This window comes from Kribbella sp. NBC_01510, assembly GCF_045040325.1.
Taxonomy (GTDB): domain Bacteria; phylum Actinomycetota; class Actinomycetes; order Propionibacteriales; family Kribbellaceae; genus Kribbella.
In genome coordinates, this window is sequence record NZ_CP109418.1 from 178,382 (window position 1) to 202,052 (window position 23,671).

The window sequence follows — 23,671 nt, forward strand, 5'->3', positions numbered from 1 at the left end:
TTCAGCCCTTGATTGCGCCGCCCAGGGCGAAGGCGCCGCCCAGCTTCTTGCTGAGGAGGAGGTAGAGGAGGAGGACGGGCATCGTGTAGATCAGGGAGTACGCCGCCAGTTGGCCGTAGTTCGGTTCGCCGTACTGGCTGAAGAAGGTGAAGATGCTGACCGAGGCCGGCAGGCGTTCGGGGGACAGCAGCAGCATGAACGGGACGAAGAAGTTTCCCCACATGCCGATGAAGGTGAAGATCAGCACCACCGCGATCCCCGGCCACATCAGCGGCAGGACGATCCTGCGCAGCGCCTGCATGTTGCCGGCACCGTCCACCCAGGCGGCTTCCTCGAGCGAGATCGGTACACCGTCCATGAACGTCTTGGTCAGCCAGATCGCGAACGGCAGCGAGGCTGTCGCCATGAACATGATCGTGCCGCCGAGGGTGTCGATCAGGTTCAGCTGCACGAACAGCCCGTACACCGGCACCATGACAGCGGTGATCGGCAGCCCGGTGCAGAACAGCACGGTCAGCAGGAACGGCCGGTTGAACTTCGACCTGAAGCGCGACAGCGGGTACGCCGCCAGCACTGCACACACCATGGTCAGCAGGGCGGCCCCACCACACAGCACGATGCCGTTGAACACCGGCCGGTACGTCGTGTCGGTATTGAGCACCGCCTTGAAGTTCCCGAGTGTCGGATGCGTCGGGAACTCGACCCGCAGGCCGGCGGTCCGGTTGATCGACGCGAACAACACCCAGAGCAGCGGCAGCACGAACAGCACGCCGATCGCCAGCAGAACGAGGTTGGCGGTCAGTTTGCTGATCCGGTCGCGGGCGATCATGGGGCCTCCCGGCCTGGACTGAGGAGCGGAGGGAGCGAAGCGACTGGAGCGACGAGGGAAGGCCGGGAGTTACAGCCCCATGATCCGCCGCGCCGGAGGCGTGGCAATGACACTGTCACGCTGCCTCCGAGTTGAGTCCACGCAGGTAGATCAGCGAGAAGATCGCACCGATCGCCAGCATCACCAGGGCGATCGCCGTACCGTAGCCGATCTGGGAGAAGCTGAACGCCTGCTCGTACATGTACAGCGGCAACGTCTGACTCTTGGTCCCCGGGCCGCCACGGGTCATCGCGTAGATCAGGCCGAACACGCTCAGCGTCTGCAGCGTGATCAGCATCAGGTTGGTCATGATCGCCCGGCTGATCATCGGCAGCGTGACGAACACCAGCCGCCGCAGACCGGAGGCGCCGTCCATCTCGGCCGACTCCTCGATCTCCTTCGGTACTTCGCTCAGCGCGGCGGAGTACACCAGCATCGAGAACGCCGTACCGCGCCAGATGTTGGCCAGCGACACCGCGATGATCGGTGCCGCGTACAACCAGTCCTGGCCGGGCAGGCCGACGGCGTGCAGCATCACGTTCAGCGTGCCGTCGTCGTTGAAGAACGCGCTCAGCAGGTACGCCGCCACCACTTCCGGCAGCACCCACGCACCGATGACCGCCGTACCGACGAAGTTGCGGACCACCCTGGTGGACCTGCGCATCAGCAGCGACAGGCCGAGCCCGAGGGTGTTCTGCCCGATGATCGCGGAGATCAGCGTGAACACCAGCGTCAGCCAGATCGAGTTGGTGAACGCGCCGCTGCCGAAGGCCTTGCGGAAGTTGTCCAGCCCGACGAACTTCACGTTCGCCGCGCCGGTGCCGGTGAGCGCCATGTTGGTGAACGCGGCGTACAGGCAGTAGAGGATCGGGCCGGCCAGGAAGACCAGCATCAGCCCGATCGCCGGGCTCAGCGGCAGCATCCGGACCAGCTTGGCGGCCCGCGGCTTCCCGCTCTTTCCGGAGGACTTACCGGAAGGAGCGGGGGCCGCCGCCGTTGGAGCAATTGTCGTCGTCACAGGGGAGGGTTCCTTCGTGGGACGAGGGTTACTGACTTGTGGTCGTCTTGTCCTTGCCGACGATCCCTTCGACCGCTTCGTCGTAGTTCTTCGCCGCCTTGTCCGGCGTGGACTGCCCGGTCATCACCGACTCCATCGCGGTGATGATCTCGTTCGAGACCTTCGGGTACTCCGGCAGCGCCGGGCGGTACACGGTGACCGAGACCAGGTCGGTGAAGAACTGCGTGCTCTTCGAGGACTCCTTGTAGCCGGCGTCGGAGGCGACGTCCTTGCGGACCGCGATCTGCGCGCCGTTGGTGGCGTACTTGGCCGCGTTCTGCTGCGTCTGCAGGGTCTTGATGAAGTCCCAGGCCGCGTCGGGTGACTTCGACTTCGCCGGGATCGCCCAGGTCCAGCCACCGGAGAGGCTGACCTTGCCCTTGCCGCCACCGTCCTGCGTCGGCATCGCGGTCTGGCCGAGCACCTCACTCCACTGCGGCCACGGCTTCGGGCCGGTGCTCTGCCAGTTGTTGTACAGCCACGAACCGTCCAGCGCGATGGCCAGCTTGCCGCCCGGCAGCAGTTCGCTGCCGACGCGCGAGCCCATGTTCGGGTCGAGCGCTTCCTTCGGCGACGGGCCGATGCCCTCGGTGTAGACGGTCTTGACGAAGTTCAGCGCGTCCTTGAAGCCCTGGCTGCCGACGACCCACTTCTGCTGGTCGTAGTTGTAGAGCGTGTCCTTGGTGCCGTAGAGCAGCATCTCGAAGCCCTGCATGGCCGAGGCTTCACCCATCGGCTTGCCGGAGTACACGTTCAGCGGGGTGACGCCGGGCACCTTCTGCTTGATGGTGCGCGCGGTGTTCAGGACGTCGTCCCAGCTCTTCGGCGCCCACTCGGCGGGCAGGCCGGCCTTCTGGAAGATCTGCTTGTTGTACCAGAGCGCCCGGGTGTCGGTGCCGTCCGGAATGCCGTACGTCTTGCCGTCCTGGCCCTTCGCGGCGCCCTTGGCGGTCTCCTCGAACTGACCCCAGTCCGACCAGCCCTTGATGTAGTCGTCCAGCGGCTTCAGGTACCCCGCGGTGATGTCGGAGTTGATCAGGAAGGTGTCCTCGTAGACGATGTCCGGCGCGGTGTTCGGCGACCGCATCATCAGCTGCAGCTTGGTGTAGTAGTCGTTCTCGCTCGCCACGATCGGCACGATCTCGACCTTCGAGCCCGGGTGCGCCGACTCGTACTCGGTCTTCACCCCGGTGAGGAAGGTCTTCATCACCGTTCCCGGGCCCCATTGCTGGTAGGCGATCTTGATGTTCGCCGGGCCGGCGCTCTGCGAGCTTCCCGCCTCCGGCTGCTTGGTCGTCGAGCCCTGGCTGCAGGCCGTCACCGCCAGCAGCACCGCGCTCACAGCGGCCGCTACCTTGAAACGTTTCCTAGTCATCACGTCCACCTTCGGGCAATCGTTGTCATCCCGGTACCGCGGCCCAAACCCAGCGGGCTTTCCGCGACCGTAGGAGTCCCGAGCGACCGAAGTCAATGCTTGACAGACAACGTTGTCCCCGCTTCCACGCGGTCACGCGGTGACCGGGAGGTAACAATCCGGTCACCGCGTTGTCATGACATTCAGACGGTCAGGGGTTTTGCCTCGTGGCGCGGGTGTACGGCGCGCTGCGACCTCATCGCTCCGAGTGCACAAAGGGCGAGGCCGGCGACCAGCCAGCACGTCAGTACGACGAGTGGCCGGGCGGCTCCCGCACCGTCGAAGAAGCTCACCGAACGAAGCGCCGTACCTGCGGCTCCCGGCGGCAACAGTTGACCCAGGGCGCCCCAGCCGCTCGGCAGCATCTCGGGTGCACTCGTCATCCCGGACAGCGGGTTGCCCAGCAGCATCATCACCGCGCCACCCAGCGCGAGACCCGCCGTACCGAGCAACCACTCCAGACCGAGCAGCGTCAGGCTGATCGCCGCGATCGACATCGCGATCACGCCCGCGTTGCCCAAGTAGCTGCCTTCGAACGAACCCAGCCAGTACTGCAGTACGGCGGCCAACGCGAGCCCACCCGTGATCGCGAACGCGACGGCGCCGATCATCCGCCTCGAACCGGACCGCACCAGTTGCGTCAGCGCGCCGGCGGCGATGATGCCACCGAGCACCAGCGGCAGCGCGCCGGCGGCCAGACCGGCACCGCGCGGATCATCCTTGGGCAGCGGCACGATGTCCGTGACCTTCGCCGGGCTCTGCGGAGAGAGCCGGGTCGACAACTGCGTCAGCAGTTGCGCGACGACGGGACCACCGGCGGACGCGGTCAGCACCTCGGGCTGCGCCGAGTCGAGCACGATCGCGCCGTACGCGTCCCGGTCCTGGATCAACTGGACCGCCGCGGCCCGATCGGGTACGGCGGTGACGTCGAAGCCACCGGGCAGCGCCTGATCGAGTCCCGCCTTGACCTGCGCGACGGCCGGGCCGGGACCCGCGACGGCGAGCGGCACGTCCCGCGGTTCGGAGCGCGCGGCCGGCCAGGCGAAGGCGATCAGCAGCACGGTGAGCAGGGCGGTCAGCAGCGTGATGACTGCGACCAGCGGCGGGCGGCGGCGTTCGGCCGCGTGCACCTCAGCGGACATGAGGAGACTCCTTATAAAACCGAATGACCGTTCTTTATCAGTTCCGAGCCTGGAACATCGGTGGCGACTTGTCAAGAACGGACATTCGTTTTATGTTCCGGGTATGCCGAAAGTCACCGAGGAGCACCGTCTGGCCCGCCGTACGCAGATCGTCGACGCGGCCCGCCGCTGCGTGCTCGAGGAGGGCTTCCACAAGACGACGATGGCCGACGTGATCCGGGAGTCCGGCCTGTCCGCGGGCGCGGTGTACGGCTACTTCAAGAGCAAGGAGGAGATCGTCGCCGCGATTGCCGAGGACGCCCTCAGCGCAGTCGACGAACTCTTCCAGAAGATCCTCGCCACGGAACAGGTACTGACTCCGCTGATGGCCCTCGAAGCCGCGCTCGACCACGTCGTCGCGGTCTCGGAGCGGCCCGGCGGCGACGTGACCCAGATCGCGGTCCAGGCCTGGGCGGAGGCGCTGCGCAACCCGGCGATCATGGCGACCGCGTCCGGCAAGTACAACCAGCTCCGGGACAACTTCGAGGCCGTCGCCCGCCGCGCGCAGGCCGACGGCACCGTCGACCCGGACACCGATCCCCGCTACATCGCCCAGGTCCTGTTCGGCATGGTGCCCGGCTTCGTCCTTCAACGCCTGCTGATCGGCGACGTCACCCCGGAAACCTACTCCGCCGGACTGCGGGCGTTGCTCCGGTCGTAGGTGGGGTTTTACCTACCCCGTACGGTGGTCCAGCACCCTGGGGAGGTCCGTCCGCGCTCCGTAGCGTCAAGCGCATGACGAAGAAGCGACGGTTGCAGGAAGCAGTCGGCGGGACCGAGTACTCGGTCGTCCTGCACGACGTACGACGGGTCTACGGCCGCGGCACCAACGCCGTCACCGCCCTCAACGGCATCAGCATCAACTTCGCCCCCGGCACCTTCACCGCGGTGATGGGTCCGTCCGGGTCGGGCAAGAGCACGTTCCTGCACTGTGCAGCCGGCCTCGACCGGCCCACGTCCGGCAGCGTGTTCATCGACGGCCAGGCGCTGGCCGGCCTGAGCGAGCGGAGGCTGACCGAGCTCCGCCGCGAGCGGATCGGGTTCGTGTTCCAGTCCTTCAACCTGTTGCCCGCGCTGACCGTCTTGCAAAACGTGACCCTGCCGCAGGAACTCGACGGCCGCCGGGTCAACCGCGCCGCGGTGCGTGAGGTTCTGGACCGCGTCGGGCTCGCGGACAAGCGCAAGAACCGCCCCGGCGAACTGTCCGGCGGCCAGCAGCAGCGCGTCGCCATCGCCCGCGCCCTGGTCGCGCGGCCGGCGGTGATCTTCGCCGACGAACCGACCGGTGCCCTCGACACCCAGACCGCCGCCGACGTCCTCGAACTGCTCCGCGAGCCGGTCCGCACCCAGGGCCAGACCGTCGTCATGGTCACCCACGACCCGGTCGCCGCGTCGTACGCCGACCAGGTCGTGTTCCTCGCCGACGGCGTACTGGCCGGCAGCCTCGCCGCTCCGACGGCCGAGCAGGTCGCGGACCGGATGACCCACCTCGGCGCGCGTTCGCAGCGAGGCTTCCAGGCGGTGGCACGATGATGCGCCTGGCCGTCCGCACCTTGCGCCACCGCAAGAGCGGCTTCATCGCCACCTTCGTCGCGGTCGTCTTCGGCACCGGAATCGTGATGGCCTGCGGCGGCCTGATGGAGACAGGCATCCGCTCCAATGTCGAACCTCAGCGGCTCGCCGCCAGCTCACTTGTTGTCACCGGCAAGCAGTCGCACCTCCGCCCGGGCGCCGAGGACGCGACACCACTGCCCGAGCGGGTCGGCGTACCGGCCGATCTGGTCGCCAAGATCCGTTCTGTGCAAGGCGTTTCGGACGCGATCGGCGACCTCACCTTCCCGGCCGCCGGTACGTCGGTTGCCGAAGGCCACAACTGGTCCTCGGCGGTGCTGGCGCCGTACAAGTTGACATCCGGTCACGCCCCGCGCTCCGGCCAGGTCGTCACGCGGGGCGCCAAGGTCGGCAGCCAGGTCACCCTCGTGATCGACGGCGAGCCGAAGACCTTCACCGTCAGCGGCTCGGCCACCGGCCCGGCCGGTCACGCATTCTTCGCCGACCGGGAAGCGGCCCGCCTGGCCGGCAGTCCGGCCCGGTTCGCGGACATCGGCGTACTGGTTGCCCCCGGCACCAATATCGACGACGTGCGAGACCGGATCAACGCGCTGGACGGCAACATCACCGTCCGCGCCGGGATCGACCGTGGCCTGGCCGAGCACCCGGACGCCGAGTCGCACCGGACCGCGTTGATCTCGGTCGCCGGCTCCTTCGGCGGGATCGCGGCGATGACGATGATGTTCGTGGTCGCGTCCACGCTCGCGTTGTCCGCACAGCACCGCGAGCGCGAGTTCGCCCTGCTCCGCGGCATCGGTACGACGCCTGGTCAGGTCCGCCGGATGATCCTCGGCGAGGCGCTGCTCGTCTCGCTCCCGGCGGTCGCACTGGGTGCCGTGCCCGGGATCTTCCTCGGCCGCTTCCTGTTCGACCAGCTCGGTTCGCATGGCGTCGCGTCGCCGGTCGTCGAGTTCTCGCAAGGCCTGATCCCGTTCGCGGCCGGTGCGGGTGCCGCCGTACTCGCGGCCATCGGCGCCGCACTGATCGCGGCCCGCAAGTCGGCGAAGATCCGGCCGGTCGAGGCGTTGATGGAGGCCTCGCTGCAGCGGAAGTGGTTCAGCTGGGTGCGCCTGCTCTTCGGGCTGGCGTTCCTCGGTGGTGGACTCGCGCTGCTGATCGTCACCGCGACGGTTATGACCGGTCCGCTCGCCGGCGCGACCGCGGGTCCGTCGATCCTTTGCTGGGCGATCGGTGTCGCACTGCTCGGCCCGTTCTGGACCAAGGCGGTCCTCGCGGTGTGGCGCTGGCCGGTGCAGGCGCTGACCCGGGTCAACGGCCGCCTCGCGATCCGCAATGTCACGGCTCGCTCGGTGGCGATGTCGGCCGCGGTGATGCCGGTGATGCTTGCCGTCGGCATCTCGACCGCCAACCTCTACATGCAGACGACCCAGGTACACGCGGCCTCCGCGGCGTTCACTCGAGACTTGCGGGCGGACGCCGTACTGGTCTCGGATGCCGGCCTGTCCCCCGCGATCGCCGATCAGGTCCGGGCGGTGCCGGGTGTGGCGAGTGCCTCCGCGTTCGTCCGCAGTACGGGAACCATCGACGAGCCGCGCAACGCACCCTTCGACGAGGACGGCGCTCCGTTGCTCGGCGTGGACGCACAAGGCGCGGACGGTACGGCGCCGGTGCGGCTGACGAGTGGATCACTGGCCGGCCTGACCGGGTCGACGGTGGCGTTGCCGGAGTACGTGGCCGGGAAGATCCACCGCGGGGTTGGCTCGACGATCAGCATGACGCTGGGCGACGGGACCCCGGTGACGCTGCGGGTGGTTGCGACCTTCGCCGCCGAACGCGGCTACGAGAACATCATCCTGCCCGCGTCGCTGCTCGCCCCGCACACCACGGACGGACTGACCAAGCAGCTCCTGGTCCGCACCGCGCCCGGTGCCGACGTCGGACCGGCCCTGGCCAAACTCGCCGCCGCGCATCCCGGCGTCCAGGTCGCCGACCGCGACTCTCTGGTCGCCGCCAACGCGGAAGACCTGCAGACACAGGCATGGGTCAACTACATGCTCGTCGGCATGCTGATCGCCTACACCGCGGTCTCGGTCGTCAACACCCTCGTCTCCTCGACGCTGCGTCGCCGCCGCGAGTTCGCCCTGCAGCGCCTGACCGGGTCGACCCGCATGCAGGTCCTGCGGATGCTGACCACCGAGAGCATGCTGGTCACGTTGGCCGGCATCACCCTCGGGACCCTGGTAGCCCTGGCCTGCCTCATCCCCTTCTCGGCCAAGGTCTCCACCAGCGCCGTCCCCACCGGCCCACTCTGGATCTATGGCGTGATCGTCGGAGCCGCCGCCCTCCTCACTTTCGGCTCGACTCTCCTCCCCGCCACCACAACCCTCCGCCACTCCCCCACCCAACCCACCCACACGGACTGAAGCCGGCCCGTTGAGCTGGAGGGTTGCCCACTCAGATTCTCGGGGGGCAACCCTCCACCTCCGTGGGTGCCCACTGAAATGGAGGGTTCGCCCCGCGCGGGCGCGCGGGCGCGCGTGCGGGCAGCGGCCGGACTGGACCGAGGTCAGCGAGCCGGACCCGGGTCAGCGAGCCGGAGTGGGGTCAGCGAGCCGGAGTGGGTCAGTGAGCCGGGGTAGGTTCGGCGACTGGTTGGAGGGCGATCGTGGTGGCCTGGACGATGCCGGCGTTGTCGCGGATCCAGCCGGACAGAACCACCTGCAGATCCTCGAGATCCCGTTCCTCCAGGATCACCCCGGGGACCGGCACACTCGCACCGAGCTCGGCCAGCACCGGCCGCAGATGCTGATCCGCCAGCAGCTTGTGACTCGGCGCCGCGGAAACCGTCACCGGCACCACGACCGCGCCCGCCAGCGCCTGCGGCCGCAAGACGTCTAGGAAGCTCTTCAGCAAACCGGTGTAGCTGCCCTTGTACACAGGCGTCGCGACCACGATCACCGACGCCGACGACACCAGATCGACCGCACTCTCCAGCGCCGCCCGCTCCTCGTCCGCGGCCCGCTCCCCCTGGAAGATCGCCGGCGCGAACGTCACCAAGTCGACCAGTTCATCGATCCGGTACGGCGTACCGAGCTCGGAGGCGAGCAACTCCGCAACGGACGCCGCAGCGGCCGCGGTCCGCGATCCCGGCCGCGGATTGCCGACCACAGTGACGACAGACTGCGGCCACACCGGCGGATCCGGCACAACCTGCGGTTCGAAAGCGACTGAGGGCATCTGACCCATCTCCTGAGCTCGGCAAGTGATGGATCGAGCGTAGTCAAAGTCGAGCTGGCTACTTGACTTTCTCAGGATCCGAACGCCGGGCCCGGATCTTCACCGCCACGAACCACACCACCGCCGCCACCGCACCCGCGATCACGAGCTTCTGGAACACGCCCACCGACGACTCCACCACGTGCCAGCGCTCGCCGAGTTGATAGCCGGCGACGATCAGCAACGAGTTCCAGACCAGGCTGCCGATCGCCGTCAGCGGCAGGAACAGCCCCACCGGCATCCGCTCGACTCCGGCTGGAACCGAGATCAGGCTGCGCACGACCGGCACCAGGCGGCCGATCAGCACCGCCGTCGGCCCATGCCGGTTGAACCAGTCCTCCGCCTTGTCGATGTCCCGCACCTTCACCAACGGCAACTTCTCCGCGATCGCCCTGGTGCGATCCCGGCCGAGCCCCGCGCCCACGCCGTACAAGGCAAGTGCGCCGACGATCGAACCGAGCGTGGTGAAGACGATCGCGCTGACCAGCTCCAGCTCACCACGACTGGCCGCGAACCCGGCCAGCGGCAGGATGACCTCGCTGGGCAGTGGCGGGAACAGATTCTCCAGCGCGACCGCTAGCCCGGCACCCGGCGCCCCCATCCGCTCCATCAGGTCGATGGCCCAGCCGGCCACTCCTCCGGTCGGCTCCTGTGTCGCCTGCAGCGCGGTCATCATCACCTGATTCGTCGTGAACATGGCGACGACGCTAGGCCCGCGCACACCACCCGCACACTGAGGCCAACCGCCGTCTCCGGGTCGGGCCACCCACCGTACCGACCGGGGGAAAACCCCACGTGCTCAGGCGATCCGGGGTCCGAGGAACAGGCCGCCGGTGGCATCCACGACCTGGCCGGTGATCCAGCGCGCGTCCTCCGAGGCGAGGAACGCGACGATGTCGGCCACGTCCTCGCCACGACCGAGCCGGCCCAGTGCGGTGTGGTGAGTGACGAAGTCAGCCAGCCCCGGCGTCTCGAAGAACGCGCCGTTCGCCTCGGTCCGGGTCGCGCCGGGAGAGACCGCGTTGACGGTGATGTTCCGCGGGCCCAACTCCTGGGCGAGCGTCAGGCTCATCGTCTCCAGCGCGGCCTTGGTCATCGCGAACGAGGTCTGGGTCGGGTTCGCGAAACGGGTCGCAGCCGACGAGAGCGAGACGATCCGGCCACCGTCGCGCATCATCGGCAGCAGCCGCTGGATCAAGAAGTACGGCGCTCGCACATTGACCGCGAACAGCCGATCGAACGCAGTCACGGTGTCGGTCTCGATCGGGCCGGCCGGAGCCGCCGCGGCGTTGTTGACCAGGATGTCCAGCGGTCGACCGGCCAGTCCTTCCCACAACTGCCCGGCCAGCTCATCCACGTCACCCGGGGCTCCGAGTTCGGCGCCGATCAGGAAGCCACGCCCACCGATGCGTTCGAGCGTCTCGCCTGCTCCGGCCTTGTCGCTGTTGTAGTGCACCGCGACCTCGGCCCCATCCGCCGCGAGCCGCTCCGCGATCGCCCGCCCGATCCCGCGCGAGGCGCCCGTCACCAAGGCGACCTTGTCGTTCATGTTAGATACTCTCATGATGTTAGTATCTACCACGTGAACCTGAGGCAGCGCCAGCGCGCGGAGACGAAGCAACGGATCCAGCGGCAGGCGATCCGGCTGTTCGCCGAGCAGGGGTACGACACCACCACGGTCAACGAGGTGGCGGCCGCGGCCGGCGTCGCCGCGATGACCGTGTACCGGAACTTTCCCACCAAGGAAGACCTCGTTCTGTACGACGACTTCGATCAGGTGGCCGCGGCGACGATCACCGAGCTCCCCGCGACCGGATCACTGGCGGACCGGATCGCGCGCACCATGCTGGCGACGTTCGATCTGGCGATCGCCCACGATCGGGACTTCCTGCTCACCCGGCTGCGGCTGATGATCTCGACACCGGCCCTCCAGGCCCGCCACCTCGACAGCCAGTACCGGCTGCAGGAGGCTTTCGTGACCGCGATCCGCGCCGGCTCCACCGACGCGGCGCTGGAGTTCCAGGCCCGCGCCGCCGCCAGCGCCTGCCTCGGCGTCGCCCACATCGCCTTACTCCGCTGGGCCTCCGAGGACGGCGAGACCAGCCTCCCCGACCTCTTCCGCGACGCCTTCACGGCAACGTTCGGGCACGCTGTCTGAGCCGTCGCGAACGGCCCTGACGGCGTATATTCCTGATATGGAAAATGCGTTCGAGGTGCTGGCGGAGGGGCGGCGGCGGGAGATCCTGGACCTGCTGCGCGCCGGTGAGCGGCCGGTCGGCGAGCTGGTCGACGAGCTCCACCTGAGTCAGCCCGCGGTGTCGAAGCACCTCAAGGTGCTGCGCGACGCCGGCCTGGTCGAGGTCCGGCGCGACGCGCAGCGTCGCTGGTACCGTCTCCGGCCGGGTCCGCTCGCCGAGATCGACGCCTGGCTCGAGCCCTACCGCGACCTCTGGCGCAACCGCCTGGACGCCTTGGAAGCCCACCTCGACACGATGGACTGAGCAACAGCAACCGAGGACCGAGCAAGCGCCGACGGAGCAACGGCAACTCAGCAACCGGGGACTGCGCAAGCGGCGGCTGAGCAATGACAACTCAGCAACCGGGGACTGAGCAACCGCCGACGGAGCAACGGCAGCTCAGCAACCGGGGCTGAGCGAGCCGCGGCTGAGCGAGCGCCGACTGAGCAACCGGCGGCTGAGCAACGGCCCGGAGTTGGGTCCGGGCCGCGCTGGTCGGGTTGGACGCGATCAGGTGCGCTCGGGGACGCGGAGGTGCGCGAGGACCAGCTCGAACTCGCCGACGTCGAGCACCTGGGACCCGGCGTCCTTCGTGGTCGCCGACCGCATCGACGCGGCCGCCTCCCGGTTCGCGTCCATCGCCTCCTGGCTGTCGTACGTCACCGACGAAACCCCACGGCCGGTGGTGCGGTCGACCAGCAGACTCGCGCTGCAGAAGCCGGCCAGGTCCTCGAGACGCGGCAGCGACGCCAGCTTGTAGACGTCGATCGCCCGCTCGAGGTTCGCGAGGTCAACAGTCACCCAGGTCGCCCGGACACAGGCGCCGGCAACGGAACGGTGATCGCGGTGCAGTACGGCGATCTCCCACTCCTGCACCTGTGGACTGCCACCGATCATCGCCGCGAGCCGGTCCCGGACCGGCCGGAGCTGTTCGTCGGTGGCCCGCATCGCGTCCGCCGACCGCCAGGCGCTGGTGGTGATGCACCGGCCCGACTCCCGGTCGGCCATCATCGACACGCCGATACAGCCGTCCAGCTCCAGCAGCATAGGCATCACCTCGTCGCGCACCTGCGCGATGCCGGCGTCGAGCGATCCCGGTGCGGCGTGGATCGTGGTGGAACGCGCGTACACGACCCACCCCCTTACCCTCAGGGCAGCACCCCGCCGGCGCCGCCGGTCTATGCCCACCCTCCTCCGGCCGCCGCACCGGCGCAAGACACATCTCGCGTGCCGTACCAAGAACGTCGGCGTGCTAACACGCCGCCCGAGTCCATCAACCGTCCCATGCCGGACCCGCTCTGATAGGTCAGCCCACCAGCGTGTGGGTTGGCCTACCCGGTTCCGGCTGGTCAACCCGCCATCTCGTGGGCTCACCCACCACACGGCGGGTTCGCCTACCCGGCTCCGGCTGAACAACCCGCCGTCGCGTGGGCTGACCCACCAGACGGTGGGTTGGCCTGCCGGGTTTCGGTTGGTTAACCCGCCATCTCGTGGGCTGACCCATCAGAGGGGGTTCGACGGGGGTGCCGGCACGATCACAGCCCCCACCGTTCTGGGGACATTGTTAGCGGAGCTCGGCCAGGTCGAAGACGTTGCCTTCGGGGTCGGCGAGGGTGATCCAGTGGGTGCCGTACTCGTCGTGTTCGTCGAGGCGCTTGGCGCCGAGGCCGATCAGGCGATCGAGTTCGGCCGACCAGTCGGCGCTGGCGAGGTCGACGTGCAGGCGGTTCTTGCCGGTGCGCGGCTCGGGGACCTGGACGAACATCAGTGTCGGCCCGTCGGCGGACCTGTTCACGGTGGCGAAGAACTGGTTGCTGTCAGCATCGACCTGGGTAGCGAACACGTCGGCCCAGAAGGTCGCGAGGGCGCCCGCGTCGGCGCAGTCGAAGACGACGTTCTCGAGGGTGATGGACATAGATCAGCCTTTCAGTGCGGGGATCCGCTGGATCGGCCAGCAGATCTCGGTTCGATAGGTAGTGGGATCGGGGTCGTCCCCCGGCCCGACGATGTACAGCTCGCGGATCGGGCCCGGCGCGACCTCGCAGTGCTCGGCGACGTGCGAGCCGAGCGCGCCGTAGCTGCGGTCGAAGTCGGTCAGTGGCCCGCTGTGGACGGCGATCGCGAAGAACCCACCGGGCAGGTCGACGAGCTCGACCCCGTGGGCCGGCGCCTGGTCCGGCGCGACCGGCAGGAACGCGACGACCTGACCGGCCTCCTCGGTGAAGAACTCGTCGCTGTACGTCGCTCCCGCCCTGGCCTTGATGTCACCGGCGACCGCGTCGAGCTTGCTGAAGGCGTATTCGCACCACGGGCCGATGTCCTCGCGGTCCACCCGACCCTGGACGCCGTACGCCCGGAACGGCGGAATGAACCGGTATTCGACATCCAGCACGGGCTGCCCCGGCGTCAGCAGTTCACGTAAGGATGTGACGACCTCGCGGGTGTGTGCGAGCTCCTTCTCCATCCGCTCGAGATGCGTCCGCAGCGTCTCCTCACGCTTGACACCGTCGGTCGACTCGACCAGGTCCCGGACCTCGGGCAACGGCATCCGCAGTTCGCGGAGCCGTCGGATCAGCAGCGCGGTCTCCACCTGAGTGGTGCCGTAGCGGCGGTAGCCGGACGACGGGTCGACGGACGTGGGCGCGAGCAGCCCGATCTCGTGGTAGTGGTGCAACGTCTTCACGCTCAGATGCGTGAGACGGGAGAACTCGCCGACTGTCACCGTTGCCGTCATGCGACAAGCTTCCACCCTCCGGTAACCGGAGGGTCAAACAGAACTCCTGCCGCAGGAGGAGGAGAAGAAGAAGAAGAAGAAGAGGGGTGAGCAGGCCGGAACCTGCCCACCCCTCTGCGGCTCAGCCGCGGCAGCCGCTCACCTGGCTCAGCCGCGTCAGCGGATCACCTAGCTCAGCCGCGTCAGCGGATCACCTGGCTCGGCCGCGTCAGCGGCGGACCTAGCTCAGCCGCGGTAGCGGCCGATGACCTTGGTGTAGTCCCAGGGCTGCTGGGAGACACCACCGCAGGAGTCCGCCGGCCCGCCGGTGCACGGCCGGTCACGGTTCACCGACCAGAACGTGAAGCGCGCCAGGTGGTGCTCCGACGCGTACGACAGCATCGACTCGAAGTCCGACAGGTTGACCCGCTCGCCGGCCACATCGGTGATGCCATTCATCGACGAGATGCCGATCTTCCGGTACGCCGCGTCGTCGCTCAGCCCGTACGCCGCCTTGACCTGGTTCTTCAGCCCGTCGGCCGCCTGCCGGGTCAGCGTGCCCATGTTGGTCGAGCCGCCGCCGAAGTCGAACGGCATGATCACCCAGCCGTCGAGGTTCAGCCCGGAGGCCGCGCCACGCTGGATCAGGTCCTGACCGTTCCCGTCCGGCCCGGAGGTCGTGGTGCCGAAGGTCAGGTAGGTGACGATCCCGGGGTTGTTCTGCTCGATGATCTTCAGCGCGTCGATCACCTTCTGCCGGACCGCCGCCTGGGCGAACTCCTGGTCCTCGATGTCGATGTCGATCGCCTTCAGCGACAGCGCATTGATCACCTTCTGGTACGCGCCGGCCAGTTCACTCGCCGACCCACAGCTCTGCCCGAGCTTGTTGCCGGACCAGCCGCCGATCGACACCACGGCGTCACCACCGTTGGCGCGGATCGTGCTCAGCGCTTGCTGATCGACTCCACCCGTGAGCGGCCGGCCGCCGTCCCACATCGGGTTGCAGTACCCGTTGGACAGGATGAACGCCATCGTGAACCACTTCACGCCAGACGCGTTCATCACGGTCGCCGGGTCGGGCGGGCTGCCCCAGCCCTGGTACAGGTACGGCGCTGCCGCCATCGGCGCGCCACCGGTCGGCGGCGGTCCGTCATCGGCGGCCGGGACGTTCCATTTCTGGTTCGCCGTACCGGCGCAGGTCCACAGCTGCACCGGCGTACCGTTCGCGGAGTTGTTGCCGGTGACATCGAGACACTTGTTCGCCTGCGGGTTCACCAGATCCCGGCCGGCCGTGTAGGTCCACTGCTGCGCGGCGCTGCCGTTGCAGGTCCACAGCTGGATGCGAGCACCGTTCGCCACCGAGCCGGCGCTGACATCCAGGCACTTGCCCAGCGCCGTCAACGTGCCGTTCGAGCTGCGGGTCCAGCTCTGCGCGCCTGTTCCGTTGCAGTCATACAGCTGTACGACGGTCCCGTCGGCACTGTTGGCCGCGGCAACGTCGCCGCACTTCCCGGCCAGCCCCGTGATCGTCCCGGTCGCCGCCTGCGCGGGTGCAGCCGTCATCAGCAGTCCCGCACCGAGCACCAGAGCCGCGGCGACCGCCGGCACCCGGCGCATCAGACGGTCCACTTCTGGTTCGCGGCGCCCGTGCAGGTCCAGAGCTGCAACGGGGTCGCGTTCGCGGAGTTGTTGCCGGTGACATCAAGACACTTGTTCGCCTGCGGATTCACCAGATCTCTCCCACTCGTATAAGTCCACTGTTGCGCCGCACTGCCGTTGCACGAGTACAGCTGGACGCGAGCGCCGTCGGCGGTCGAGCCGGCGTTCACATCGAGGCACTTGCCCAGAGCCCGGATCGTTCCGTCACCAGGCCGGGTCCACTGCTGCGCGGCCGTACCGTTGCAGTCGTAGAGCTGCACTGCCGTACCGTCCGCGCTGTTGGCTCCGGCAACATCGATGCACTTGCCGGCCAGCCCGGTGATCTGGGAGCCGCCACCACCGCCGCCCTGTGTGCCGGACCAGGTGAAGGTCGCGGACGTCTTGGTCGGCAGCGTGTAGACGAAGGACTGCGAACCCCAGTTCACCCGCACCGACTGCGAGCTGCCGGTGGTGTTGAACGCGATCAGCGCCTTCGAGCCGTCCGGGTTCTTCCAGGCCACGTTCTTCACCGAGGCGTTCGCGGTCGAGTCGATCCGGAGCGCGCCCGGCTTCACGAACTTGGTCAGGTGGCCCATCGTGTAGTACTCGACCGTCTTGGTGACCTGACCACGCTGGCCGTCGTTGCGGTGCACGGTGACCAGTCCGGTGCAGACGTTGCAGCCGGCACCGACGTACGGCAGGTGGGCTTCGTCCAGCGCGATGCCCCATTTCACCCACGACTTGTCCCAGTCGCGGGTGTAGTCGACCAGGTTGTTCATGTCCTCGACCTGCTGGTTCGGGATCCATGTGCCGCCCGAGTGCTCGGTCATGTACGCGTTCACGTTCGGGTACTGGTTGTGGATCTGCGTCTGCAGGTTCACGTCACCGCCGTACCCGTGCCAGGCGATGCCGCCGAAGTTCGGGTCGTTGCGCAGTGCGGCGTCGGCGAGCGGGACCGAACCGAGGTCGTTGTAGTTGCCCCAGTTGTAGTCGAGGATCAGCACCTTGGTGCTCAGCCCGGCAGCGTGCAGCGCGGGCATCAGGTTGTTCTTGGTGAACTCGAGCAGCCCGGACCCGTTCCAGTTCATCGAGGCGTAGCCGGTGCTGTCAGTGCCGCAGCAGGTCGGCTCGTTCTGCACCGAGACGTAGTCGATGTGGTTGCCCTGGGCCTCGTTCTGCTGGATGTACTTGACGAAGTACTGCGCGTACATCGGGTAGTACTCGGCCTTCAGCCAGCCGCGGTGGACGAAGTCGTTGTTGTCCTTCATCCAGGCCGGCGCGCTCCACGGCGAACCCATCACCTTGACCGCCGGGTTCAGCTGCCGGGCCTGCTTGGTCAGCGGAACCACGTCGGCGAGGTCGTGCGAGATGCTGAAGTCGTTCAGATCGCAGCAGGTGTCGTCGAAGGAGTAGTTGAACCGGGCCAGGTCGGAGGCGCCCATCGGGTTGCGGATGAAGGCCAGCCCGATCCCGTTGACCGGGTCGAACAGGTCCTTCATCACCTGGTCGCGGGTGGCCGCGGAGATCGTGTTGCTGCTGTTCAGCAGCCAGGCGGAACTGTCGGCGAACGACGCGCCACCGCCCTCGAAGGACTGGTACGTCGTGTTCTCGTTGACCGTGATCGTCTGGTTGGCCGAGCCGCCGGCCGGGCCGAAGTTCACCGGCGTCTGCTGCTGCAGACCGCGGGTGACGTTCTGGCCGGCCGAGTCGTTGGTGGTGGTCAGCCAGATGTTGACCTGCTCACCGGCGGCCTGGGCGGATGGGGCGGTGCCGAAACCGAGTCCGGCGGCGGCCACGCACAAGGCGGCGACCGCAACCGGCAGGAAGCGTTTCGCGGGCATGGGGCGGTTCTCCCTTGTACTAAAGGGTTCTGGGACATCACAGGGGTTGTCGGCGTCTGCCCGCGCCGCAACAGGTGGTCAGCACGAGGTAACCATCCGTGCACAGCCGTGTCAACGGCGCGCCCGTACTTTTTTCAGGTCTTTTATTTAGTCACGACCTTGACGTGAAAGCGTTCTCACAGCAAGCTGCGGCCGAGCCCTGTCTCCCGACGCCCCCGTGAGAAATGAGGCATCCATGAAGCGTTCCCGTGTCGCGGCGCTCGTCGCGATCGGTGCCGCACTCGTCGGCACCACCCTCCTCCAAGCCCCCGCCCAGGCCGGTCAGCAAGCGCCCGCCGCGGCGACCGCGACGATCTGGGAGGACACCTTCGACGGCCCGGCCGGCCAGGCCCCCGATCCCGCCAAGTGGCGGTACGACATCGGCGGCTCCGGCTGGGGCAACGACGAGCGCGAGTACTACACCAACAGCACCCGCAACTCCGCGCTCGACGGGCAAGGCAACCTGGTGATCACCGCCCGCCAGGAGAACGGTGGCTTCCAGTGCCACTACGGCCCCTGCCAGTACACCTCGGCCCGGTTGCTCACCGCGCAGACGTTCACCCAGACCTACGGCCGATTCGAGGCCCGGATCAAGATTCCCGGCACACAAGGGGTTTGGCCCGCGTTCTGGATGCTTGGTGGCGGCAACTGGCCGAACGACGGCGAGATCGACATCATGGAGAACATCGGCCGCGAGCCGAACACCGTGCACGGCACGGTCCACGGCCCCGGCTACTCCGGCGCCGGCGGCATCGGCGCGGCGTACAACTCTCCGGACGGACAGCCATTCCGGAACGGGTTCCACACGTACCGGGTCGACTGGGAGCCGAACGCGATCACCTGGTTCGTCGACGGCGTCCAGTACCAGCGCCGTACGCCGGCCGACCTGAACGGCAACACCTGGGTCTACAACCACCCGTTCTTCCTGATCATGAACGTCGCGGTCGGCGGCTACTGGCCGGGCTACCCCGACGGCTCGACGGTGATGCCGCAGACGATGACGGTCGACTACGTCCGCGTCTCCAGCCTTGGCAGCAGCTCCGGCGGAACCCAGATCACCGGGCTGGCCGGCAAGTGCCTGGACGTCGCCGCCGCCAACTCCGCGGACGGTACGCCGGTCCAGCTCTACGACTGCAACGGCACCGGCGCCCAGCAATGGACCCGCCCCGGCGACGGCACGATCCGTGCCCTGGGCAAGTGTCTCGACGTGAACGCGGGATCCCTTGCCGACGGCGCGAAAGTCCAGCTCTGGACCTGCAACGGAACCGGCGCGCAGCAATGGACCTACTCGGCCGGCCATGACCTGGTGAATCCACAGGCCAACAAGTGCCTCGATGTCACCGGCAACAACTCCGCCAACGCGACCCCGGTCCAGACCTGGACCTGCACCGGCGCCGCCAACCAGAAGTGGACCGTCTGACCGGCCCGGCGGGGAAACTTCTCGTCACCCAGCGCAAGTTTCTTTCCCCACCGCCCTAGCGGTTGCTCCGCAGCGGTACGACGCCACCGTCGCGGAGCAACCGCAGGACCGGAAGGGTTGCTGCGCCCAGCGCGACGGCGTCTCGGCCGAGCTCGCAGAGTTCGATGGAGACCTGGGAATACGGCAGGCGCAACGCATGCCGGCCGGCCACCTCGCGCAACTGCGGCAGGTAGCGCTCCCCCACCATGAGCCCCGCCCATCCGCCGAGCACGATGCGCTCCGGATTCACCAGGTTGACCAGGTTCGCGAAGCCGGCGGCCAGATAGCCGATCGTCTCGTCCACGATCGTTGCCGCGAGCTCCGACGTACGCACGGAGTCGAGTAACTCGACGAACGCCGCCTCCTCGTCCACCGCGGCCAACGTCCCACCAGCCTCGCGGTACCGCTCGAGCACGCCCTCTGCGCCGACGTACGCCTCGAGGCACCCGTCCGCGCCACACCGGCACCGGCGGCCGCCGTACGCGATCGTCATGTGACCCCATTCGCCTGCACTGCTGCGGGTCCCGCGGTAGCTGGAGCCACCGGCAACCAGTGCGCACCCGACACCGGAACCCACCAGCGCGACGACCGCGTCTGTCGCGCCGCGCCCGGCACCGAACCACATCTCCGCCTGGCCGAGCATGTTCGCGCCGTTGTCCACGTGGATCGGGATATCGATGCCCTCAGCAAGCATCTGCCCCAGCGGCACCCTGTCCCAGCCAAGCGTCTGCGCATCGACGACGGCGTTCCCCTCGACCACCCCGGAGACCGCGACACCCAGGCCGAGGATCTGCTCGGACCGGACCCCGGCCGACCCGATCACTACCGCCAGGCCTTCCAGCACGTGCTTGACCACCACCGCGGGCTCCGGCTCGTTGATCGGGTGATCCCAGGTGGCGAGCACGTTCATCGCCAGGTCGAACAGTTCGACGCGGATCCGGGTCTCGCCGACCTCGGCGCCGACGACGTACCGGAACGCCGGTGACACCCGCAGCAGGACGCGCGGCCGGCCGCCCTCGGACTCGACCGAGCCGGCCTCCTCGACCACGCCTTCGGCGATCAGTTCGCCAACCAGGTTGCTGACGCTCGCGGCGCTCAGCGATGTCCGGACGCTCAACTCCTGGCGACTGAGCGGACCGTCGCGGTAGATGCCCGTGAGGAGCACGGACCGGTTGGACCGACGCATGTCGCGCACAGTGGTCCGCCGTGCATCCATGCCCTCTGCCCCTGCCTGTCCGGCCTCCGGCAGGCCGCTCGCCCAGAGTCCATCACGTCGTACCGACAGGCCGGAAGGGGCACCTTCGTCCAGATCATGAATTAAGCCGCGATTCGTTACCACCCCGTGATTGACGACCCCTTGCTCACTCGGCTTCACTCTACGGAACCGCTTCCGAAACCGGTTCCGGCCCCCACCGGAACCCTCACCCGCCCGAGGGGAGCAGTGCAGTGTCGATCACCATCGCCGATGTCGCGGCGCGTGCCGGTGTCAGCAAGACGACCGTGTCGCGCGTGCTCAACGGCAAGGGTGAGCTCGACCTGCGCACCGCCGAACGGGTCCGTCAGGTCATCGACGAGCTCGGCTACGTACCGAGCGCCCGTGCGGTCGGCCTGGCCCGCGGCCGGACCCGGATCGTCGGCATGCTGGTCCCGTCGCTCACCTGGCCCTGGATGGGCGAGGTGCTGCAGGGCGCCGTCGACGTGGTCGAGAGCGAGGGCTACGGACTGCTGCTGTTCACCTTCAACCGGGGTGAGGAGTCGATGCACCAGTTCGCCTCGCAGGTCTCGGCCCGGTCGTTCGACGGCCTGCTGGTGATCGAGCCGGAAGGCACGCTCACCTACATCGAGCAACTCCACGCGCGCGGCCTTCCGGTCGTCCTGATCGACGACCGGGCCCGGCGCCCACAGTTCCCGTCCGTCGCCACCACCAACCGGGCCGGGGGCGAGTGCGCCGCCCGGCACCTGCTCGAACTCGGCCGCCGCCGGCCACTGGTGATCACCGGCGTCGAACGGTTCGGCTGCACCCACGAACGCCTGGACGGCTTCCGCGACACCTACGCCGAGGCCGGCTTCGAGCTCGACCCGAGACTCGTGTTCGAAGGCGATTTCACCCATGCGAGCGGACGCCGCGGCGTCCAGTACGCACTCGACCAGCGACTCGAGTTCGACGCGATCTTCGCCCACAACGATCTGTCGGCCGGCGGCGCCATCCAGGCTGTCCGGGAGACCGGGCGGAACGTGCCGAACGATGTGTCGGTGGTCGGCTTCGACGACATTCCGTACGCCGAACACACCGAGCCGCCCCTGACCACGGTGCATCAGCCGATGCGCCAGATGGGTCAGGCCGCGGCCCGGATGCTGATGGGCTACTTCGGCGGCACGCCGCTGCCGGCCGAACCCCAAGTGCTGCCGACGACCCTGATCGTCCGCAGCTCCACCGCCCCGAAACCCGCCCCCTACCGACTACGTCCGAAGAAGTGAGGGCTATGACCCACGGATCTTCGGACGCGACGGCCAACTGAAGGCTCCGGCGGCGGGGCAGCTGCCCCTGTCCCGCCGCCGGCGAGAACCCCTTCGAGATCGATCCGTCAAGGCGTCCGCTCTTCCCATGAGAGCGTTCTCACGCCACGATGCACCTGCTCACGCGGCTCAGGCGTGAGCATCCGCCAACAGATACACAGGAGGAACCGATGCGAGCACGACGCACTGTCGCGCTGGCCCTGACGGGCTTGCTCGCGGCAGCCGCACTGGCTGCCTGCAGTAACGGGGACGGGAACAATGCCGCCAACACGTCGAGCAGCGCGGCCACCGTGCTGAACGTCGGCATGCCGAACGGCCCGCAGACCGAGAACCACAACCCGTTCCTCGGCTCCTCCTCGGGCGCCTCGCTGGGCTACCGCTGGATGATCTTCGAGCCGCTGGTGATGATCAACGGCATCAAGCCGACCGAGCCGGGCAAGCCGTGGCTGGCCACCGAGTGGAAGTGGGACGCGAACTTCACCAAGCTGTCGTTCACGATCCGCGACGGGGTGAAGTGGTCCGACGGCCAGCCGATGACGGCCGACGACGTCGCGTACTCGTTCCAGCTCCGCAAGGACCACGAGGGCCTGAACCAGGACGCGATCCCGTACGGCACCATCACCGCGTCCGGCAACAAGGTCGACCTGACCTTCACCCGGTCCCAGTTCACCAACCAGAACAAGATCCTGACCGTGTTCGTGGTCCCGAAGCACCAGTGGTCGACCCTGAAGGATCCGACCCAGGACACGCTGAAGAACCCGATCGGCACCGGTCCCTACACGGTGAAGTCGTTCACCCCGCAGACCACCACGCTGACGCTTCGGGACTCGTACTGGCAGGACCTGCCGAAGGTGAAGGAGCTGCGGTACACGTCGTACAACGACAACAACGCGCAGACCACCGCGCTGGCCAACGGCGCCTCGGAGTGGAGCTTCGTCTTCGTCCCGAACGTGAAGGCCGTCTACCAGGACAAGGACCCGAAGAACCACAAGCTCTGGTTCCCGGCGAACCTCGGCATCCACGGTCTGTGGATCAACACCACCCGCAAGCCCTTCGACAACCCGGCGCTGCGGCGGGCGATGGACAAGGTGATCAACCGCGACGACATCTTCCAGCAGGGTGAGGCCGGCTACTTCTACCCGAAGGTCGAGTCCGTCACGGGCATCCCGACGCCGGCCGGTGAGTCGTTCATCGCGCCGGACTACAAGGACAAGTCGCACTCGGTCGACGTCGACGGCGCGAAGAAGGACCTGACCGACGCCGGCTTCAAGCTCGAGGGCAACGTGCTGAAGGACCCGACCGGTAAGCCGGTGACGATCACGCTGACCGACCCGGCCGGCTGGTCCGACTACATCACCGACCTGGAGATCATCAAGGACAACCTGTCCACGATCGGGATCAAGGCCACCGTCGACAAGGCCAACCAGGACGCGTGGTTCAAGAACATCGACGAGGGCAACTTCGACGCGGCGATGCACTGGACCAACGGTGGCGCGACGCCGTTCGACATCTACCAGAACATCATGGACGGCAAGATCCTGAAGCCGGTCGGTAAGGGCGGCGTGAGCGGCAACTACGGCCGGTTCAACAGCCCGGAGGCGACCAAGGCGCTGGACGAGTACGCCAACGCCGCCGACGACGCGACCCGGAGCACGGCGCTGAACACGCTGCAGAAGATCATGGTCGAGCAGATGCCGATGATCCCCACCTCGGCGTCCAACGTCGGCGGTCTCTACAGCACCAAGAACTGGGTCGGCTGGCCGGACGAGCAGAACCAGTACGGGCCGGCCCAGCCGACCCAGCAGAACGCCCTGCAGATCGTCCTGAACCTGAAGCCCGCCGGCAGCCAGTGAGGCCGG

Annotated in this window: 21 protein-coding genes; 8 read left to right on the top strand and 13 right to left on the bottom strand. The window is 67.8% G+C overall.

All coding sequences use genetic code 11. The annotated features are described in order from the left end of the window. Position 1: 1 nt before the first annotated feature. The 4 genes from OG558_RS00880 to OG558_RS00895 all read right to left on the bottom strand — a co-directional run bounded on the left by OG558_RS00880 (position 2) and on the right by OG558_RS00895 (position 4,481). Positions 2–829: a carbohydrate ABC transporter permease gene (locus tag OG558_RS00880; RefSeq protein WP_329480783.1), complete on the bottom strand. Its 828-nt coding sequence runs from the start codon at positions 827–829 to the stop codon at positions 2–4. A 115-nt stretch (positions 830–944) separates the two neighbouring features. Continuing rightward, a complete protein-coding gene (locus OG558_RS00885) occupies positions 945–1,886 on the bottom strand; it encodes a sugar ABC transporter permease (protein WP_329480785.1) in 942 nt (313 codons plus the stop codon). 28 nt (positions 1,887–1,914) lie between these two features. Then, entirely contained in the window at positions 1,915–3,300 is a 1,386-nt protein-coding gene (locus OG558_RS00890) for an extracellular solute-binding protein (protein WP_405068505.1), read from the bottom strand. Between the two features lie 182 nt (positions 3,301–3,482). Further along, positions 3,483–4,481, bottom strand: coding sequence for a hypothetical protein (locus tag OG558_RS00895; protein WP_405068506.1), 999 nt, complete (start codon positions 4,479–4,481; stop codon positions 3,483–3,485). 103 nt (positions 4,482–4,584) lie between these two features. Here OG558_RS00895 and OG558_RS00900 point away from each other — a divergent pair, with 103 nt between their 5' ends. The 3 genes from OG558_RS00900 (at position 4,585) to OG558_RS00910 (ending at position 8,515) form a co-directional block, all read left to right on the top strand. Continuing rightward, positions 4,585–5,181 (top strand): TetR/AcrR family transcriptional regulator, encoded by a 597-nt coding sequence (locus OG558_RS00900; protein WP_405068507.1) that lies wholly within the window; start codon positions 4,585–4,587, stop codon positions 5,179–5,181. A 74-nt stretch (positions 5,182–5,255) separates the two neighbouring features. After that, positions 5,256–6,053 (top strand): ABC transporter ATP-binding protein, encoded by a 798-nt coding sequence (locus tag OG558_RS00905; RefSeq protein WP_405068508.1) that lies wholly within the window; start codon positions 5,256–5,258, stop codon positions 6,051–6,053. Continuing rightward, on the top strand, positions 6,050–8,515 hold the full coding sequence (locus OG558_RS00910) for an FtsX-like permease family protein (protein WP_405068509.1): 2,466 nt from the start codon (positions 6,050–6,052) through the stop codon (positions 8,513–8,515). Before OG558_RS00905 ends, OG558_RS00910 begins: the two co-directional genes overlap by 4 nt. Before the next feature lie 199 nt (positions 8,516–8,714). Here OG558_RS00910 and OG558_RS00915 read toward each other — a convergent pair whose 3' ends face one another. The 3 genes from OG558_RS00915 to OG558_RS00925 all read right to left on the bottom strand — a co-directional run bounded on the left by OG558_RS00915 (position 8,715) and on the right by OG558_RS00925 (position 10,932). After that, positions 8,715–9,329, bottom strand: coding sequence for an NAD(P)H-dependent oxidoreductase (locus tag OG558_RS00915; protein WP_329480800.1), 615 nt, complete (start codon positions 9,327–9,329; stop codon positions 8,715–8,717). 58 nt (positions 9,330–9,387) lie between these two features. Beyond that, positions 9,388–10,065 carry a DedA family protein gene (locus OG558_RS00920; protein WP_405068510.1) on the bottom strand — a complete coding sequence of 226 codons (678 nt, stop codon included), beginning with the start codon at positions 10,063–10,065 and terminating at the stop codon, positions 9,388–9,390. Positions 10,066–10,167: 102 nt separating this feature from the next. Beyond that, a complete protein-coding gene (locus tag OG558_RS00925) occupies positions 10,168–10,932 on the bottom strand; it encodes an SDR family oxidoreductase (protein WP_405068511.1) in 765 nt (254 codons plus the stop codon). An 18-nt stretch (positions 10,933–10,950) separates the two neighbouring features. Here OG558_RS00925 and OG558_RS00930 point away from each other — a divergent pair, with 18 nt between their 5' ends. Continuing rightward, positions 10,951–11,526 (top strand): TetR/AcrR family transcriptional regulator, encoded by a 576-nt coding sequence (locus tag OG558_RS00930; protein ID WP_405068512.1) that lies wholly within the window; start codon positions 10,951–10,953, stop codon positions 11,524–11,526. Between the two features lie 37 nt (positions 11,527–11,563). Further along, complete coding sequence (locus OG558_RS00935; RefSeq protein ID WP_405068513.1) at positions 11,564–11,869, top strand: ArsR/SmtB family transcription factor; 306 nt, start codon at positions 11,564–11,566, stop codon at positions 11,867–11,869. 246 nt (positions 11,870–12,115) lie between these two features. Here OG558_RS00935 and OG558_RS00940 read toward each other — a convergent pair whose 3' ends face one another. The 5 genes from OG558_RS00940 to OG558_RS00960 all read right to left on the bottom strand — a co-directional run bounded on the left by OG558_RS00940 (position 12,116) and on the right by OG558_RS00960 (position 17,797). Beyond that, on the bottom strand, positions 12,116–12,736 hold the full coding sequence (locus OG558_RS00940) for an antibiotic biosynthesis monooxygenase (RefSeq protein WP_405068514.1): 621 nt from the start codon (positions 12,734–12,736) through the stop codon (positions 12,116–12,118). 433 nt (positions 12,737–13,169) lie between these two features. After that, on the bottom strand, positions 13,170–13,520 hold the full coding sequence (locus tag OG558_RS00945) for a VOC family protein (protein ID WP_405068515.1): 351 nt from the start codon (positions 13,518–13,520) through the stop codon (positions 13,170–13,172). A 3-nt stretch (positions 13,521–13,523) separates the two neighbouring features. Further along, entirely contained in the window at positions 13,524–14,339 is an 816-nt protein-coding gene (locus OG558_RS00950) for a MerR family transcriptional regulator (protein WP_405068516.1), read from the bottom strand. Positions 14,340–14,564: 225 nt separating this feature from the next. Further along, a complete protein-coding gene (locus tag OG558_RS00955) occupies positions 14,565–15,935 on the bottom strand; it encodes a ricin-type beta-trefoil lectin domain protein (RefSeq protein ID WP_405068517.1) in 1,371 nt (456 codons plus the stop codon). Next, on the bottom strand, positions 15,935–17,797 hold the full coding sequence (locus OG558_RS00960; RefSeq protein ID WP_405068518.1) for a lectin: 1,863 nt from the start codon (positions 17,795–17,797) through the stop codon (positions 15,935–15,937). The genes OG558_RS00955 and OG558_RS00960 overlap by 1 nt, the downstream gene beginning before the upstream one ends. A 235-nt stretch (positions 17,798–18,032) precedes the next feature. On the opposite strand from OG558_RS00960, the gene OG558_RS00965 reads away from it, so the two are divergent. Continuing rightward, positions 18,033–19,256, top strand: a complete 1,224-nt coding sequence (locus OG558_RS00965) for a ricin-type beta-trefoil lectin domain protein (protein ID WP_405068519.1) — start codon at positions 18,033–18,035, stop codon at positions 19,254–19,256. Between the two features lie 55 nt (positions 19,257–19,311). Here OG558_RS00965 and OG558_RS00970 read toward each other — a convergent pair whose 3' ends face one another. After that, positions 19,312–20,481: an ROK family transcriptional regulator gene (locus OG558_RS00970; protein ID WP_405068520.1), complete on the bottom strand. Its 1,170-nt coding sequence runs from the start codon at positions 20,479–20,481 to the stop codon at positions 19,312–19,314. 260 nt (positions 20,482–20,741) lie between these two features. Between OG558_RS00970 and OG558_RS00975 the strand changes: the two genes are divergently transcribed. Both OG558_RS00975 and OG558_RS00980 read left to right on the top strand, forming a co-directional pair. Then, the gene (locus tag OG558_RS00975; protein ID WP_405068521.1) at positions 20,742–21,773 is read left to right on the top strand and encodes a LacI family DNA-binding transcriptional regulator; all 1,032 of its coding nucleotides are present in this window, start codon (positions 20,742–20,744) and stop codon (positions 21,771–21,773) included. A 209-nt stretch (positions 21,774–21,982) separates the two neighbouring features. After that, positions 21,983–23,665 carry an ABC transporter substrate-binding protein gene (locus tag OG558_RS00980; protein ID WP_405068522.1) on the top strand — a complete coding sequence of 561 codons (1,683 nt, stop codon included), beginning with the start codon at positions 21,983–21,985 and terminating at the stop codon, positions 23,663–23,665. Positions 23,666–23,671: the final 6 nt, after the last annotated feature.

Excerpts from the sequence above, each read along its gene's own strand:
- OG558_RS00900 (WP_405068507.1), top strand. The coding sequence starts at position 4,585 with ATGCCGAAAGTCACCGAGGAGCACCGTCTGGCCCGCCGTACGCAGATC.
- OG558_RS00905 (WP_405068508.1), top strand. The coding sequence starts at position 5,256 with ATGACGAAGAAGCGACGGTTGCAGGAAGCAGTCGGCGGGACCGAGTAC.
- OG558_RS00950 (WP_405068516.1), bottom strand. The coding sequence starts at position 14,339 with ATGACGGCAACGGTGACAGTCGGCGAGTTCTCCCGTCTCACGCATCTG.
- OG558_RS00945 (WP_405068515.1), bottom strand. The coding sequence starts at position 13,520 with ATGTCCATCACCCTCGAGAACGTCGTCTTCGACTGCGCCGACGCGGGC.
- OG558_RS00960 (WP_405068518.1), bottom strand. The coding sequence starts at position 17,797 with ATGCCCGCGAAACGCTTCCTGCCGGTTGCGGTCGCCGCCTTGTGCGTG.
- OG558_RS00925 (WP_405068511.1), bottom strand. The coding sequence starts at position 10,932 with ATGAGAGTATCTAACATGAACGACAAGGTCGCCTTGGTGACGGGCGCC.
- OG558_RS00880 (WP_329480783.1), bottom strand. The coding sequence starts at position 829 with ATGATCGCCCGCGACCGGATCAGCAAACTGACCGCCAACCTCGTTCTG.
- OG558_RS00910 (WP_405068509.1), top strand. The coding sequence starts at position 6,050 with ATGATGCGCCTGGCCGTCCGCACCTTGCGCCACCGCAAGAGCGGCTTC.
- OG558_RS00920 (WP_405068510.1), bottom strand. The coding sequence starts at position 10,065 with ATGTTCACGACGAATCAGGTGATGATGACCGCGCTGCAGGCGACACAG.
- OG558_RS00895 (WP_405068506.1), bottom strand. The coding sequence starts at position 4,481 with ATGTCCGCTGAGGTGCACGCGGCCGAACGCCGCCGCCCGCCGCTGGTC.
- OG558_RS00965 (WP_405068519.1), top strand. The coding sequence starts at position 18,033 with ATGAAGCGTTCCCGTGTCGCGGCGCTCGTCGCGATCGGTGCCGCACTC.
- OG558_RS00915 (WP_329480800.1), bottom strand. The coding sequence starts at position 9,329 with ATGCCCTCAGTCGCTTTCGAACCGCAGGTTGTGCCGGATCCGCCGGTG.
- OG558_RS00970 (WP_405068520.1), bottom strand. The coding sequence starts at position 20,481 with ATGCGTCGGTCCAACCGGTCCGTGCTCCTCACGGGCATCTACCGCGAC.
- OG558_RS00980 (WP_405068522.1), top strand. The coding sequence starts at position 21,983 with ATGCGAGCACGACGCACTGTCGCGCTGGCCCTGACGGGCTTGCTCGCG.
- OG558_RS00935 (WP_405068513.1), top strand. The coding sequence starts at position 11,564 with ATGGAAAATGCGTTCGAGGTGCTGGCGGAGGGGCGGCGGCGGGAGATC.
- OG558_RS00955 (WP_405068517.1), bottom strand. The coding sequence starts at position 15,935 with ATGCGCCGGGTGCCGGCGGTCGCCGCGGCTCTGGTGCTCGGTGCGGGA.
- OG558_RS00890 (WP_405068505.1), bottom strand. The coding sequence starts at position 3,300 with ATGACTAGGAAACGTTTCAAGGTAGCGGCCGCTGTGAGCGCGGTGCTG.